The organism is Streptomyces sp. NPDC041940 (genome assembly GCF_055589465.1).
In genome coordinates this window covers 13,526-27,724 of record NZ_JBVJBP010000015.1, presented here as the reverse complement: position 1 = coordinate 27,724, position 14,199 = coordinate 13,526, and the positions used below count along the sequence as shown (strand labels likewise).

11 protein-coding genes and 2 pseudogenes are annotated in these 14,199 nt (G+C 70.7%); 8 read left to right on the top strand and 5 right to left on the bottom strand.

Annotated features, from left to right (window positions below; translation table 11 throughout):
• Nucleotides 1–12: 12 nt before the first annotated feature.
• Nucleotides 13–563: pseudogene (locus ACZ6I3_RS24440) on the top strand (SAM-dependent methyltransferase); the annotation flags it as partial.
• 200 nt (nucleotides 564–763) lie between these two features.
• Nucleotides 764–1,039 (top strand): annotated as a pseudogene (locus tag ACZ6I3_RS24435) (SAM-dependent methyltransferase); the annotation flags it as partial.
• A 135-nt stretch (nucleotides 1,040–1,174) separates the two neighbouring features.
• On the opposite strand, the gene ACZ6I3_RS24430 reads toward ACZ6I3_RS24435, so the two are convergent.
• Entirely contained in the window at nucleotides 1,175–1,822 is a 648-nt protein-coding gene (locus ACZ6I3_RS24430; protein WP_399023973.1) for a superoxide dismutase, read from the bottom strand.
• 133 nt (nucleotides 1,823–1,955) lie between these two features.
• The gene (locus ACZ6I3_RS24425; RefSeq protein ID WP_469417338.1) at nucleotides 1,956–3,338 is read right to left on the bottom strand and encodes an amino acid permease; all 1,383 of its coding nucleotides are present in this window, start codon (nucleotides 3,336–3,338) and stop codon (nucleotides 1,956–1,958) included.
• Nucleotides 3,339–3,742: 404 nt separating this feature from the next.
• Between ACZ6I3_RS24425 and ACZ6I3_RS24420 the strand changes: the two genes are divergently transcribed.
• Nucleotides 3,743–4,321, top strand: coding sequence for a biotin transporter BioY (locus ACZ6I3_RS24420; RefSeq protein ID WP_469417336.1), 579 nt, complete (start codon nucleotides 3,743–3,745; stop codon nucleotides 4,319–4,321).
• Between the two features lie 82 nt (nucleotides 4,322–4,403).
• On the opposite strand, the gene ACZ6I3_RS24415 is transcribed toward ACZ6I3_RS24420, so the two are convergent.
• Nucleotides 4,404–5,147: a hypothetical protein gene (locus tag ACZ6I3_RS24415; protein WP_469417335.1), complete on the bottom strand. Its 744-nt coding sequence runs from the start codon at nucleotides 5,145–5,147 to the stop codon at nucleotides 4,404–4,406.
• A gap of 241 nt (nucleotides 5,148–5,388) precedes the next feature.
• On the opposite strand from ACZ6I3_RS24415, the gene ACZ6I3_RS24410 reads away from it, so the two are divergent.
• Nucleotides 5,389–7,515, top strand: a complete 2,127-nt coding sequence (locus ACZ6I3_RS24410) for a protein kinase domain-containing protein (protein ID WP_469417333.1) — start codon at nucleotides 5,389–5,391, stop codon at nucleotides 7,513–7,515.
• A gap of 98 nt (nucleotides 7,516–7,613) precedes the next feature.
• Here the strand turns inward: ACZ6I3_RS24410 and ACZ6I3_RS24405 are convergent, their stop codons facing one another.
• Nucleotides 7,614–9,113 carry an amino acid permease gene (locus tag ACZ6I3_RS24405; RefSeq protein ID WP_469417332.1) on the bottom strand — a complete coding sequence of 500 codons (1,500 nt, stop codon included), beginning with the start codon at nucleotides 9,111–9,113 and terminating at the stop codon, nucleotides 7,614–7,616.
• A 280-nt stretch (nucleotides 9,114–9,393) separates the two neighbouring features.
• On the opposite strand from ACZ6I3_RS24405, the gene ACZ6I3_RS24400 reads away from it, so the two are divergent.
• Together ACZ6I3_RS24400 and ACZ6I3_RS24395 are read left to right on the top strand one after the other, a co-directional pair.
• The gene (locus ACZ6I3_RS24400; protein WP_469417331.1) at nucleotides 9,394–9,891 is read left to right on the top strand and encodes a ribose-5-phosphate isomerase; all 498 of its coding nucleotides are present in this window, start codon (nucleotides 9,394–9,396) and stop codon (nucleotides 9,889–9,891) included.
• A gap of 292 nt (nucleotides 9,892–10,183) precedes the next feature.
• Nucleotides 10,184–10,993 (top strand): Fpg/Nei family DNA glycosylase, encoded by an 810-nt coding sequence (locus ACZ6I3_RS24395; protein WP_469417330.1) that lies wholly within the window; start codon nucleotides 10,184–10,186, stop codon nucleotides 10,991–10,993.
• Between the two features lie 13 nt (nucleotides 10,994–11,006).
• On the opposite strand, the gene ACZ6I3_RS24390 is transcribed toward ACZ6I3_RS24395, so the two are convergent.
• Nucleotides 11,007–12,269 (bottom strand): GNAT family N-acetyltransferase, encoded by a 1,263-nt coding sequence (locus ACZ6I3_RS24390; protein WP_469417328.1) that lies wholly within the window; start codon nucleotides 12,267–12,269, stop codon nucleotides 11,007–11,009.
• Between the two features lie 162 nt (nucleotides 12,270–12,431).
• On the opposite strand from ACZ6I3_RS24390, the gene ACZ6I3_RS24385 reads away from it, so the two are divergent.
• On the top strand, nucleotides 12,432–13,613 hold the full coding sequence (locus ACZ6I3_RS24385; RefSeq protein ID WP_469417327.1) for a SpoIIE family protein phosphatase: 1,182 nt from the start codon (nucleotides 12,432–12,434) through the stop codon (nucleotides 13,611–13,613).
• Nucleotides 13,614–13,724: 111 nt separating this feature from the next.
• On the top strand, nucleotides 13,725–14,192 hold the full coding sequence (locus ACZ6I3_RS24380) for an HD domain-containing protein (RefSeq protein WP_469417326.1): 468 nt from the start codon (nucleotides 13,725–13,727) through the stop codon (nucleotides 14,190–14,192).
• Nucleotides 14,193–14,199: the final 7 nt, after the last annotated feature.

The following is a 14,199-nucleotide window of genomic DNA, read 5'->3' as shown; positions in this document are numbered from 1 at the left end:
CACCATGAGCCCATGACGCAGATCGACACCTCGGTGCCGCACTCGGCCCGGATCTGGAACTACTGGCTGGGCGGCAAGGACAACTACCCCGTGGACGAGGCGGCCGGTGACGCCTACACCGCCGTGTTCCCCGGCATCGTCACCATCGCCCGCGGCAGCCGCGCCTTTCTCGGCCGCACCGTCCGCCACCTCGTCCAGGAGGCGGGCGTACGGCAGTTCCTCGACGTGGGCACCGGTCTGCCCACCGTCGACAACACCCATGCGGCGGCGAGCGGAGCGTAGCCGAAGCGAATGGGGGTACCCCCGGCTCGAAGAGTTGGGGGAGCCTCGCCCCCGAGTCGCGTGTCGTCTACGTCGACAACGACCCCCTGGTCCTCGCGCACGCCCGCGCCCTGCTCACCTCCACACCCGAGGGCGCGACGGCGTACGAGCCCATCAGCCTCTACGAGCCGGAGCGCATCATCGAGGCGGCCGGGAAGACCCTCGACCTCACCCGCCCCACCGCCCTGATCCTCAGCGGCATCCTGGGCCACGTGGCCGACCACGACGAGGCCCGTGACCTAGGGGACTTCTGTTGGATCTCCGCGGCGTCGCGACGCCCGGCACGCACTCTCGCCGCACCGGACAAAAGGCCTAGTAGCTCCTCCCCCACTCTCGGCTTCGCTCGAGCGGGGGGACCCCCATCGAGGCCTTCCGCCCGCCACGCCGAGAGCACGCACCGAACGCCGCTCCTTCTTCCACGGAGATCCATCAGAAGCCCCCTGTCCGCCGCCTCCTGGCCGGCCTGCCCGCCGGCAGCCACCTCTCCCTCAACGAGGGCTCCCGCGGCACCGACCCGGCCTACGAACAGGCCCAGGACGCCTACAACGAGACCGGCGCGGTCCCCTACTTCCTGCGGCCGGTCGAGCAGATCGAGGCCTTCTTCGAGGGCCTGGAACTGGTCGACCCGGGCGTGGTCCCGGTACTGCTGTGGCACCCCGAGCCGGGCGAGTCCACGGCGGCGATCGGCCAGCACGGCGGGCTCGGCCGCAAGCCCTGACCCGCCCCGGGCACGGGCACGGGCACGGGCACGGGAAAACCCCCGCGAGTCATGTCCTCGCGGGGGTCTCCTTCTCTCCGCCTGCCGCCGTGAAGGGTGAGAAGACGATCACGAGGCAGGACGCTTCGAACGACCTCAGGGGGCCAGCAGCAGCACATCCGCGCGGGACTTGGCGGCCTCGTAACGCCGGGCCACGTCCTGCCAGTTGACGACCTGCCACATGGCCTCGATGAAGTCGACCTTCTGGTTCTTGTACTGCAGGTAGAAGGCGTGCTCCCAGGCGTCGAACACGAGGATCGGAGTGGCGCCCTGGCCGACATTGCCCTGGTGGTCGTAGACCTGCTCCACGATCAGCCGCCCGCTCAGCGGCTCGTAGGCGAGCACACCCCAGCCCGAGCCCTGCGTGGTCGCGGAGGCCTTGGTCAGCTGCGCCTTGAAGTTCGCGTAGGAACCGAAGGACTCGGTGATCGCGTCCGCGAGGTCACCCACCCCGTCGGCGGCCAGCGGCTCCCCGCCACCGTCCTTCGGGCCGGTCATGTTCTGCCAGTAGATGCTGTGCAGGATGTGCCCGGACAGGTGGAAGGCCAGATTCTTCTCCAGCCCGTTGATCGACCCCCACGTCTCCTTGTCCCGCGCCTCCGCAAGCTGCTCCAGCGTGTCGTTCGCACCCTTCACATAGGCCGCGTGGTGCTTGTCGTGATGCAGCTCGATGATCTCGGGGCTGATCACCGGGGCGAGCGCGGAGTAGTCGTACGGGAGCTCGGGCAGCGTGTAGACGGGCAAGACGGGACCCCTTCGAACCTCTTATTGCAATGTGCTTGCAACTGCACGCTAGCAGCAGGATGCCGAAGGCGGGTGCCCGGGCACAACGAAAAGGCCCCCGCATGTGCCGCGGGGGCCTTCGTCATGAGATGTCCTACTGCCTGGCGCGCGCCCTCTGCCACGCGAACCCGACGGCCGCCAGGACGAGCGTCATCGCGCCCGTCGAGTACAACTGCACCCGCGTGTCCGGCTCCCGGGCCATCAGGACGAAGACGGCGGCCATGCCGGCCAGCGCGACCCACGTCAGCCACGGGAACGCCCACATCCGCACGACCAGCTTCTCCGGCGCCTCGCGCTCCAGTCGACGGCGCAGTCGCAGCTGCGAGACGGCGATGAAGATCCAGACGACGAGGATCACCGCGCCGATCATGTTCAGCAGCCAGGCGAAGACGTCGTTCGGCCGCCAGTAGCTCAGCAGCACGCACAGGAACCCGAAGACGGAGGACGCCAGTACGGCGATCCGCGGCACCCCGCCCGAGACCCGGCCCAGCACCTTCGGGCCCTGGCCGCGCCGCACGAGCGAGTAGCCGATGCGCGACGCGCCGTAGACGTTGGCGTTCATGGCGGACAGCAGGGCCACCAGCACGACCACGTTCATCAGCTGCCCGGCGCCGGGGATGCCCAGCTCGTCCAGGGCGGCGACGTACGGGCCCTTCTCGACGACCTCCTTGGAGTCCCACGGCACCAAGGTGACGATGACGGCCATCGAGCCGACGTAGAACAGCGCGATGCGCCACATCGCCGTACGGACCGCGCTCGCCACGCCCTTGACGGGGTTCTCCGACTCGGCCGCCGCGATGGTGACCGTCTCCAGACCGCCGTAGGCGAACACCGAGGCGAGCAGGCCGATGACCAGCCCCTCACCGCCGTTCGGCATGAAGTCGGCGAGGTGGGTCGCGCCCGGCGAGTCCGTGCCGGGCAGGACGCCGAGGATCGCCAGGACGCCGAGCGCCAGGAACAGGGTGATCGCGCCGACCTTCAGGGCCGCGAACCAGAACTCGAACTCGCCGAAGTTCTTCACGGCCGCGAGGTTCGTGCCGCAGAAGACGACCATGAACAGCGCCACCCACGCCCACTCCGGCGTGCCCGGCAGCCAGCCGCTGACGATCTTCGCGGCCCCGATGCCCTCCAGGCCGACGGCCGTACAGAGCAGGACCCAGAACGCCCACCCGGCGGTGAACCCGGCCCAGGGGCCGATCGCCCGCTCGGCGTGGGCCGAGAACGACCCCGACGAGGGATACGCGGCCGACATCTCGCCGAGCATCCGCATCACCAGCATCACGAGGAGACCGGAGAGGGCGTAGGCGACCACGATCGACGGACCGGCCGCGGCGATACCCGCGCCGGAGCCGACGAACAGACCGGCGCCGATCACCCCGCCGAGGGCGATCATCGACAGGTGGCGCTGCTTCAGGCCATGGGAGAGGGAGGCGTCGTCCGTGCTGGGCGGCGTCCCGGTGGTGGTGCTGCTGGGCATGGGCGCGGCTCGTCCAATGCGTGAGAGGCGAGAGAGGGCAAAAACGCCGCCAGTCTGGGCGGTCCCCTCGCCCGGGAGGAGGGCTGTCCAGCATGCGGACATGCGGAACGCGCGCCGTGAGGTCCCGGGGACGGAGGGTGGGCACCCGTCGCGGACGCCCGAGGGCGCGCGACCTGGAGGCTGTTTGGCGAAACCCTACAGTCCGCTTCGCCGCCGAGTCCGTGACCGAAGCCTCGCTGCCTCAGTGACCGGCATCACGTCATGCTCGGTGTAGCGCCCACCTTTTGTCCGAAGCCGACCAAGCGCGTGTGAGCGCCTTTGTCGAGCGCTGACGGTGATCAGGGCGAGGGCGCTGGGATAGCGTCACCGTGTCCCGACCGACCCTCACCCTCGCGGAGTCCCACATGAGCACCGCTGCCGTCCCCGCCCGCACCGGACAGGTCCTCGCCGACCTGCTCCCCGCCTCTCGTGTCCGGGACGTGGCTCTCGTGCTCGGCGGCGCCGCGCTCACCGGTCTCGCCGCCCAGATCTCGGTGCCCGTGCCGGGCTCCCCGGTGCCGGTGACCGGCCAGACCTTCGCCGCGCTGCTCGTCGGCACCTCCCTCGGCGCCGGCCGCGGCCTCCTCGCGCTCGCGCTGTACGCCGTGGCGGGCATCGCGGGCGTGCCGTGGTTCGCGCAGGGCACCTCCGGTGTCGCCCCCTCCTTCGGCTACATCCTCGGCATGATCCTCGCCTCCACCGTCGTGGGCGCCCTCGCCCGCCGCGGTGCCGACCGCTCGATGCTGCGCATGGCGGGCACGATGCTGGTGGGCGAGGCGATCATCTACGCCGTCGGCGTGCCCTACCTGGCACTCTCCACCGGCATGTCCGCCACCGCCGCCATCGCGGCCGGCCTCACGCCGTTCCTGATCGGCGACGCGCTGAAGGCGGCGCTGGCGATGGGGGCGCTGCCGACGGCCTGGAAGTTCGCGAACAAGCGCTGAACCCATAGCCGTTACGAGAGGCCCGCCGGGTGTGCTGCCCCGGCGGGCCTCTCGTGCGTGTTCGGAGCGGACGGAGCCTGATTCAGCCCTGCCGCGCCCCCGGCCGCCGCCGCTGCGCCCACCACATCCCGGCCACGCCCGCGGCGACCAACGACGCCCCCGCCGCGCCCAACGGCAGCAGATCACGCACCGGACCGGTCTCCGCCAGCTCCTTGCCGCCCGGGGACTCCTTGCCGCCCGGGGACACCGGCTTGTTGTCGGTGCCGAGCAGCAGGGGAGTGGCCGGGGCGTCCGGCGACGGGTTGGTCGTGCCGAACGGCACCGGGCCCTGCTGCCAGAACGTCTTCTTCCCGTCGGCGGTCTGAACGGGCAGACAGATCTTTCCGGCCTTGCTCAGGTCGTATGTCGCGTCCACGGCATAGGACTTCGACTTACCGGCCGCGAGATTGTCGACGGCGCAGGCGAAACCGCTGTTCGAACCCTCCGGAAGGCCGTTCTCGGGTATCGCGGAACAGCCCTCGACGTTCTTGACCACAAGCCCGTCGAATCCGACGACCAGCAGCCTGATCTTCCCGCTGTCCTTGCTCCCCTCGTTCTTCACGGTGGCGGTAATCGCCGTCTTTTTCGAACCGTTGTCGACCGAGATCTTCTCGGGCAGCAGCGTGGTGAGCTTCACCCCGGCCGGTGCTTCGTCGACTGCCTTTCCGCCCTTGCCGCTTGCGGGTCCTCCGTCCTCCGCGCCGGCAGCGCCGGAAAGGATCAGCACCGCCGAGAATGATGCCGCGACCAGCGGCCCCACGACCACGGCCGTACGACGAGAACTCATGTTCGCCCCCCTTGCGTCCCCCTGGGCTGCGCCTGAATTCGCAGCACTGAAAGAGGTACCACAAGATTTCGTCGCACTATCCTGGTACGGCGCGAAGTGTGACCGTTGTGTTTCACTGGAGGCGGTCGCGGCGTCGTGGAGGGGGTGCAGCGGATTGCCGGGGAATGCGAATAGCGGCGGTGTTCCAGGGGTATTGGTGACGGGGCGCTATCGGTTGGTCGAAAGTATCGGCCAGGGGGGAATGGGGCGGGTGTGGCGAGCCGCCGACGAAATACTCGACCGACCGGTCGCCGTCAAGGAAATGCGGATCGACGGCATCGACGCGGAGGACAACAGGACGCGCCGCGAACGCACCCTGCGCGAGGCCAGGGCCACGGCCCGGATCGACCACCCCAACGTCGTACGGGTCTACGACGTGGTCGACGAGGGCGAACGCCTGTGGATCGTCATGGAGTTGGTGGCCGGCCGCTCCCTCGAACGGATCCTCGCGGAGGACGGCCCCCTGAGCCCCGGCGAGACGGCCCGGATCGGGCTCGGCCTGGTCGCGGCACTACGCCAGGTGCATGCGCGGGGCGTCCTGCACCGGGACATCAAGCCCGGGAACGTCCTGGTGGAGGACGCGGCCGGGCCGGTCGGGCCGGCCGGATCCGCACGCCGCGGCGGCCCGGGTTCCGGCCAGGCCCCGGGCCCCGGCTCCCCTGAACGGCGCGTCGTCCTCACGGACTTCGGCATCGCCGCGATCCAGGACGCCAAGGCGCTCACGATGGTCGGGATGCTGGTCGGCTCGCCCGACTACATGGCCCCCGAGCGCATCTCCGGCCGCCCACAGGGCCCGCCCTCCGACAACTGGTCCCTCGGCGCGACCCTCTGCGCGGCCCTGGGCGGCCGCTCCCCCTTCGCCCGCGACACCACGCTGGCGACCCTGCACGCGGTCCTCTACGAGCAACCCGAACTCCCCGCCGCCTCCGGCCCGTTGCGCGACATCCTCACGGCCCTCCTGGAGAAGGACCCGTCGACCCGCCCGAACCTGGAGGACCTGGAAACGGCCCTGGAGGCGGTGGCGTTCCCGGTCCCCACGCCGACGGTGTCGGTGGGGTGGGGGGCGGCCGGCCTCGCGGAAACCCTGGGGGGAGGGGGGTTTGAGCAGGGACGGCCGGAGCCGGACCCACACACGGAACCGGAACCGGACCGGCAACGCACCCCGGACCCGGAACCGGAGCCCGAATCGCGGCCGGTCCTGGACACAGACAGGGAACCGGAACACATCCCGGCCCCGGAAAAGCAACGCGCTCCGGAACCGGCCCCCGAGAGGAACCAGCAACCCACCCCGGAACCGGAACCCCGGGCACCGGCCCTGACGACGGCGCCGCCGCCCCTCACCGCCCCCACCCCACAGCAACCACCCACCCCGGCCCCCGCGCAAGCCACGCCCCAGGACCCCCGCCAACCCGCCCCCGTCCTGGACGCGACACCACTCCCGACCCTCGACCACCACCCCACGGCCCCGGCCACGGCCACCACCGCTCCCCCCACGGCAGCCGCCGCGAAGACGCAGCCGAACCCGCCCCTGCCCGACAGCCGCGCCACCACCACCCCCCGCCCGAGCCCCGTCTCCCTCACCCGCGCACAGGCAGCAACCGAGTGCCGCCCGCACCCCACGCCGCCACCTGCCCCGATGCCGCCGGGCGAACTCCCCGGCCCCGCGGTCCCGGCCGTGTCCCGCCCCCGCGCGGGCCACCGCCGTAGGACGCTCGCCGCCGCGGCGGCCACGGTCGCGACGGCCGGTGCCGTCGCGGGAATCATCCTGGCGACGTCCTCCGGCTCACCGGGCGACGACGCCCCCCGAGCAGGCTCCTCTACTTCCGCACCCCTCACCACCGGCCCCACCCCGACACCCAAAGCCACACCCACACCCACAGTCGAGGGCACAGCCCGCCCGCAGAGCCTGCCGCCGGGCACGCACCGGGAAGCCGGTGGGTTCGCCTGGGCGACACCGGAGGGCTGGCGGCGGGACGTGAAGACGGGCGCGGAGGTGCACTACACCTCCCCGGACGGCGCCCAGGAACTGGTCGGCAAGTCCGCCCTGGCCCGCGGCGACCTCCTGGAGACCTGGCAGACCTCGGAACGCAACGCCCACCAGGGCCAGGACTACAGCAAGATCCGCCTGGAGGAGACGACGTTCCGCGGCCACCCGGCGGTGGTCTGGGAGTACACCTTCACGCTGGAGGGCGTCCGCTGGCACGCCCGGCTGCTCGGCTTCAACGTGGGCGGCAAGTCGTACCAGATCAACACCTGGTACCAGTCAGGGATCGAGGAGGAGGCCCTGAGCACGTACGAGAAGGTCAAGGAGAGCTTCATGGTGCTGTAGAGGGCGCGAAGAAAGGGGCCTGCGGTGCGCGTCCTGAAAGGAAGAACACGCACCGCAGGCCCCACACGACGAAGAGGCGAGCGCCCCGCCGGTCAGCGTCAGCCGGCCGAGACCTCGTCCCGGCCCTGTTCCGGAACCTGGGCCTGCGCGGTGCCGGCACCCCGCGTGCCGCGGCCCCTGTGCTTCACGACGCCGATGACGAGCACCACGGCCGCGACGAGCAGCGACAGCAGAATGGTCTGGCGCCCGTCGTGCTCGGTGTCGGTGAGCATGTAGCCGAGGATGAAGACGATCAGTGCGGCCGTCGCGTAGGTCAGATACGGGTACAGCCACATCTTGACCACGAGCTTCTCCGGCGCCTCCGCCTGGATGATCTTCCGCATCCGCAGCTGGGAGAAGCAGATCACCAGCCACACGAACAGGGCGACCGCGCCACTGGAGTTCACGAGGAAGAGGAAGACGGAGTCCGGGAACTTGTAGTTGAAGAAGACGGCGACGAAGCCGAACGCGACGGACGCGAGGATCGCGGTCCGCGGCACGCCGTTGCCGGTCGTGCGGGCGAAGGACTTCGGCGCGTCGCCGCGCTGGCCGAGGGAGAAGGCCATGCGGGAGGCGGTGTAGAGACCGGAGTTGAGACAGGACAGCACCGAGGTCAGCACGATGAAGTTCATGATCTGACCGGCGTGCGGAATGCCCAGGGAGTTGAGCGCGGCGACATAGGAGCCGTCGTCGGTGATGGACTTGCTGTCCCACGGCAGCAGGGCCACCACGACGAAGATCGAGCCGAGGTAGAAGACGGCGACTCGCCAGATGATGCTGTTGGTGGCCTTGGTGACGGCCTGCTGCGGGTTCTCGGACTCACCGGCCGCCAGGGTGGCGATCTCGCTGCCCATGAAGGAGAAGACGACGAGCAGCACACCGGTGAGGATCGCGCCTGCCCCATGGGGCAGGAAGCCCCCGTGCTCGGTCAGGTTGCTCAGCCCGGCCTGCTCACTGTCCACGCCGGGCAGCAGCCCGAAGACGGCCAGCCCGCCGATGACGATGAACGCGGCGATCGCGACGACCTTGATCCCGGCGAACCAGAACTCGAACTCGCCGTACGACGCCACGGAGACCAGGTTGGTCGCGGTGAGCACCAGCATCACGATCAGGGCCCAGGCCCACTGCGGCACGGCCGGGATCCAGCCCTCCAGGATCACGGCACCGGCGGTCGCCTCGACCGCCAGCACCACGACCCAGAAGAACCAGTACAGCCAGCCGATGGAGAAACCGGCCCAGGGGCCGAGCGCCCGGTCGGCGTGCGCGGAGAAGGAACCCGAGGTCGGGTTGGCAGCGGACATCTCACCGAGCATCCGCATCACCAGCACCACGAGCGTGCCGACGAGGGCGTACGACAGGAGAATGCCGGGGCCTGCGGTGGCGATACCGGAGCTGGACCCCACGAAGAGCCCGGCTCCGATGACGCCGCCGATGGCGATCATCGACAGATGCCGGTTCTTGAGCCCGGCCTGCAGTCCGGAGCTGCCCTCCGGCCCGCCGGGTTCTCCGGGGCCTCCGGGGTCGTTTCCGGTCGTCTTCAATGTCGGCTGCGAGGTCATGGAACGGATTTCCTTTGCGCCGGGGGAGCTGTTCTTCCGTACGAAGCCGCACGAGCCGTACGAACGGGGTGTGTCGCGGCATGACGGTGTACGGGGCCTCGTACGAGCGGGTGTACGAGCCGGTCCAGTGAATCGGAGGCGAACGTTTTCGAGAACCTTTGAATCCAGATTGTTACTTGAGGTTTTCCTGAGGTTCCGTAATGCGGCTCACATTCGCCTCACGTTTTCATGAGCGCCACCCCGCGCGCCTTCCCCGAAACACCCGTGTCACACTCATCCCATGCGCGTGTACCTCGGCTCGGACCATGCCGGCTACGAACTCAAGAACCACCTCGTCGACTGGCTGAAGGCGGCGGGTCACGACCCCGTCGACTGTGGCCCGCACATCTACGACGCCCAGGACGACTACCCGCCCTTCTGCCTCCGCGCGGCGGAGCGCACGGCCGCGGACCCCGACGCCCTCGGCGTCGTCATCGGCGGTTCCGGCAACGGCGAGCAGATCGCCGCGAACAAGGTCAAGGGCGTCCGCGCGGCCCTCGCCTGGAGCGAGGAGACGGCGGCCCTCGGCCGCCAGCACAACAATGCCAACGTCGTCGCCGTGGGCGCGCGCATGCACTCGCAGGACGAGGCGACGGCCTTCGTCGAGACGTTCCTCGCGACACCGTTCTCCGGTGACGAACGTCACATCCGCCGCATCGACATGCTCAACGAGTACGAAACGACCGGCGCCCTCCCCCCGATCCCGCCGCACCACCCGCAGCAGGGGCCCGACGCCTGACCCGACCTTGCGGCACCCGGGCCACACGGCCCTGACTGCCCGAACCCGGCGCGGCACGCAGATGCGCAGCCGCCGGTGAGCGGGGTCCAGGGGCGATGCCCCGTGAGGGGTGCAGGGGACGCGGTCCCCGCTGGGGCGCGGGGCGGAGCCCCGAGGTGTCTTTCGACTCCGGCCTCTTAGCCAACCGTTTCGGGTGGGTGGGTGGGAAAGCCCCCCGTTTTCGACGTCAACCTCTTGACGCACAGGTTCGGGCGGGCGGGTGGGCAAAAGGCAACGATCACAGGGAGTACCCGTGCCAGAAGGCCACACCATCCACCGCCTGGCCCAGGACTACGCCGCCTCCTTCCTCGGCACGACCCCCCACACCACCAGCCCCCAGGGCAAGTTCACCGACGCCGCCGCCATCCTCACCGGCACGGAACTCACCCACACGGAAGCCCACGGCAAACACCTCTTCCTCGGCTTCCGCGACACCGACTGGATCCACATCCACCTCGGCCTCTTCGGCAAGGTCACCTTCGGCCCGGCCCCCGCACCACCCCCCACCGACACCGTCCGCCTCCGCCTCGCGAACAACGCCGCGTACGTAGATCTCCGAGGCCCCACCACCTGCGCCCTGATCACACCCCCGGAGAAGCGGGCGATACACGACCGCCTCGGCCCCGACCCGCTCCGCGACGACGCCGACCCGGACACCGCGTACCGCCGTATCGCCCGCAGCCGTACGACGATCGCCGCCCTCCTCATGGACCAGAAGGTCATCGCAGGCGTAGGAAACGTCTACCGCGCGGAGGTCCTCTTCCGGCACCGCATCGACCCGTACCGCCCCGGCAAGGACCTCACCCCACCCGAGTGGCACGCGATCTGGACCGACCTGGTCGACCTCATGCACGAGGGCGTCCGCAACAACCGCATCGACACCGTCCGCCCGGAACACACCCCGGAGGCGATGGGCCGCCCACCCCGCGTGGACGACCACGGCGGCGAGGTGTACGTCTACCGCAGGGCCAACCAGCCCTGCCACCTCTGCGGAACCGAGATCCGCACCGCCGACCTCGCCGCCCGCAACCTCTTCTGGTGCCCGACCTGCCAACGCCCCTGAGAAACCCCCGACCTCAGAAGCCGTACGGCAACCACGGCTCCACACCGGCCGCCCCGAACCCCAGCGAGGCCTCCGCCAACGCCCCCCGCCGTACCTCGCGCACCCGCCCCGCCGCCCCCAACGAGGCCAGCGACACACCCCCGAGATACGCGGCACTCAACTCCCGTACGGACAGGGCGACATCCGCCGCATCCCCCGTACGCTCACACGACGCCCCCTTCGCATCCCCGCTGAGCCGCCAACGCCCGGCGTTCCAGGGGCAGAACGCGTCCTCCACCTCGAACACCACATCCACCGGCGCCTGATACGTCCGCGCCTCCAGCGCGGCCCCCAGCTCCACCGGACGTACGTACAGCGCATCCCCCACCCGCGGCCGGCACCGCCGGATGTCGGACACCCAGTGCCGCCACGCGTCGTCCACGGGCCGCCCCCGCCCCCGCACCACCAGCGACGACGTCAGGTCGATCCCGAACAGGAACCGCCACAGCGCCGCGTCCGCCGCGGGGTCCAGCGCGGCCGAGTCCTCCAGGATCACCGTGCCCTCGGGCCCGGCGGCCTCCCAGCCCGGCTTGACGCGATACCGCGCGTACCCGACCGTCTCCCCGTCCCGCTCGGCGACGACACACTGCAGCGGCGACGCCCCCTCCCGATCGCCCTCCGGATCGAGCAGCGGGACCCGTTCCCAGCCGGGCTGCCGGGCCAGCATTCCGGCCCGGGTCGGAACCGTCCGGGCGTACACCGCCTCGCACACATCGCGGACATCGGCCGGAACGGCGTACCGCACACGTACGTCATCCGTACCCGGCGGCAGCGACGTGAGCCGTACCCGGGTCGTGTCGATCTCGGCGTTCAACTGGAAGGTGGCGCACCCGTATCCGAACCGGCCGTAGATCGCCGGCTCGGACGCCGTGAGCACGGCCAGCGGCTCACCCCAGGCCCGGACGTCGTCCAGCTGCCGCCGCATCATCGACGTCAGAACCCCGCGCCGGCGATGCGTCGCGGCCACGCTGACCATGGTGACGCCCGCGGCCGGCACCGAGGCGCCGCCGGGCACCGTGAGCCGGAAGCTGAACGCCCCGGCCGTCCCCACGCACTCGTCCCCGTCCCAGGCGCCGAGTGAACGGTCGAGCTCGGTCAGCGAGTTCCACAACCCCCGTTCCTCGGCGGACTCCGGCACCCCGCCGAAGCCCCGGATCAGGGTGTCGTACCACTTGTCCCAATCGTCCCGCCGCAGCACCCGCAGGTCGGTCGCGGAGCCGGTCGCGTCAGTCGCCATGGACCATGCCTACCAGGGCAATGCGGGACGAGCGAGCAAATTTCTCTCAGGTGGCGGCGGGGCGGCGCGCGGTGAAGTTCACTGTGAAGTCGGCCCTCGGACGGGGGACAAGTGGGACCTCCCGTGCCAAGCGGCTGGTCCGATGGATAGGGTCCCGAACTAATGGCATCAGGACGAGAGCGGCGCGCGGAAGCCGACACGTTCACGGCCCGGTTGAAGAAGCAGTGGCACCGGGCCCGCGTCGGCGTGCGCCGGGCCGCCGTGGACTACTTCCGCGGCGACGGCTCGGACTGGATCGCCCTGGCCGGCCTGCTCCTGACCGTCCCGCTGATCGCGGCGGCGACGCTGGCGAACTCGGTGTGGTTCTCGCCGGCCGCGCTCGTCCTGCCCGTCGTCGTGGGCGGACTGGTGCTGCGCCCGGCCAGCCTGCTCGGCCTGTACGCGGCGGCGGCCACGGCGCTGATCGTGGAGTCGGTGCGACTGGGCCCGTACACGGAAGGGCCCTCCAGGGTCACTCCGGGCATCGTGCTCGTGGTCGCGGCCTGCGGTTTCTTCGGGCTGCTGCTGGCCCAGTTCCGCAGCCGGGTCGGTGTGCCCTGGCGGCGCGGCGGCACCATGCTCTTCGACCTGCGCGAACGCATCCGGGTGCAGAGCCAGCTGCCCGACCTGCCGGGCGGCTGGCACCAGGAGATGGCGCTGCGCCCGGCGGGCGGCCAGTCCTTCTCGGGCGACTTCGTCGTCGCGGCCCGTACCAACGGCGGCCGGACGCTCGAGGTCGTCCTCACCGACGTCTCCGGCAAGGGCATGGACGCGGGCTCCCGCGCCCTGCTCCTGTCCGGCGCGTTCGGCGGCCTGCTGGGCTCCCTCCCGCCGCACGCCTTCCTCCCCGCCGCGAACGGCTATCTGCTCCGCCAGGACTGGGACGAGGGCTTCGCCACCTCCATCCACCTGGTCCTCGACCTGGACTCCGGCGACTACGAGCTCTACTCCGCCGGCCATCCGCCGGGCCTGCAGCTCAGCGCCGGCACCGGACGCTGGGAGGAGAAGGCCGCCGAAGGCCCGCTCCTCGGTGTCTACGACGGCGCCCAGTTCGACCCCGTGAAGGGCTCGCTGCGCCCGGGCGACGTACTGATGCTCTTCACGGACGGCCTGGTGGAGACCTCCGACCGCGACATCGTCGAGGGCATCGACCGCCTCACCGGCGAAGCCGACCGCTACGTCGCCGGCGGCTTCCACGGCGCCGCCTGGCACCTCATCGAGGCAGTGGCCAAGGACGTCAACGACGACCGAGCCCTCCTCCTGATCTGCCGAGAGGGCCCGACGGCGGCGTCCGCCCTCCGCTGAGACGGGGCTCGCCCCAGGTCGGTTCGGCGGCGGCCCTCATGGCCCGCACACCCTCCGTACGGATCGGGAAGGACGGACACGGCAGACGACCGCGCAGTACACACTGGAGCGGTGACCGAGACACCCCGCACCCCGTTGACCCTGGCCCAGGTCGAGGCCATCGCCCGCGCCGCGCACGCCGGCCAGACCGACAAGGCGGGGCGGCCCTACGCCGAACACCTGTGGGCCGTGGCGGAGGGAGTACGGGAACGGGGCGGTGACGAGGACCAGATCGCGGCGGCCTGGCTGCACGACGCCGTCGAGGACGACGCACTCTCGCCCCAGTGGCTGCGCGAGGCCGCGCTGAGCGGCCGTACGAAGGACATCGTCCTCGCGGTCACCAAGCGGGCGGGGGAGCCGCCGCAGGCCTACGCCGCGCGCATCCTCGCCACCCCGGGCGCGCCGCTGGTGAAGGAGGCGGACCTGGCGCACAACGCGGATCCGGAACGCCTCGCGGTCCTCGACGAGGCCACCCGCAAACGACTGACCGAGAAGTACGCACGGATGCGCGCACTTCTCGGTCAGGGAGATGCGATCTGAAGAAGCG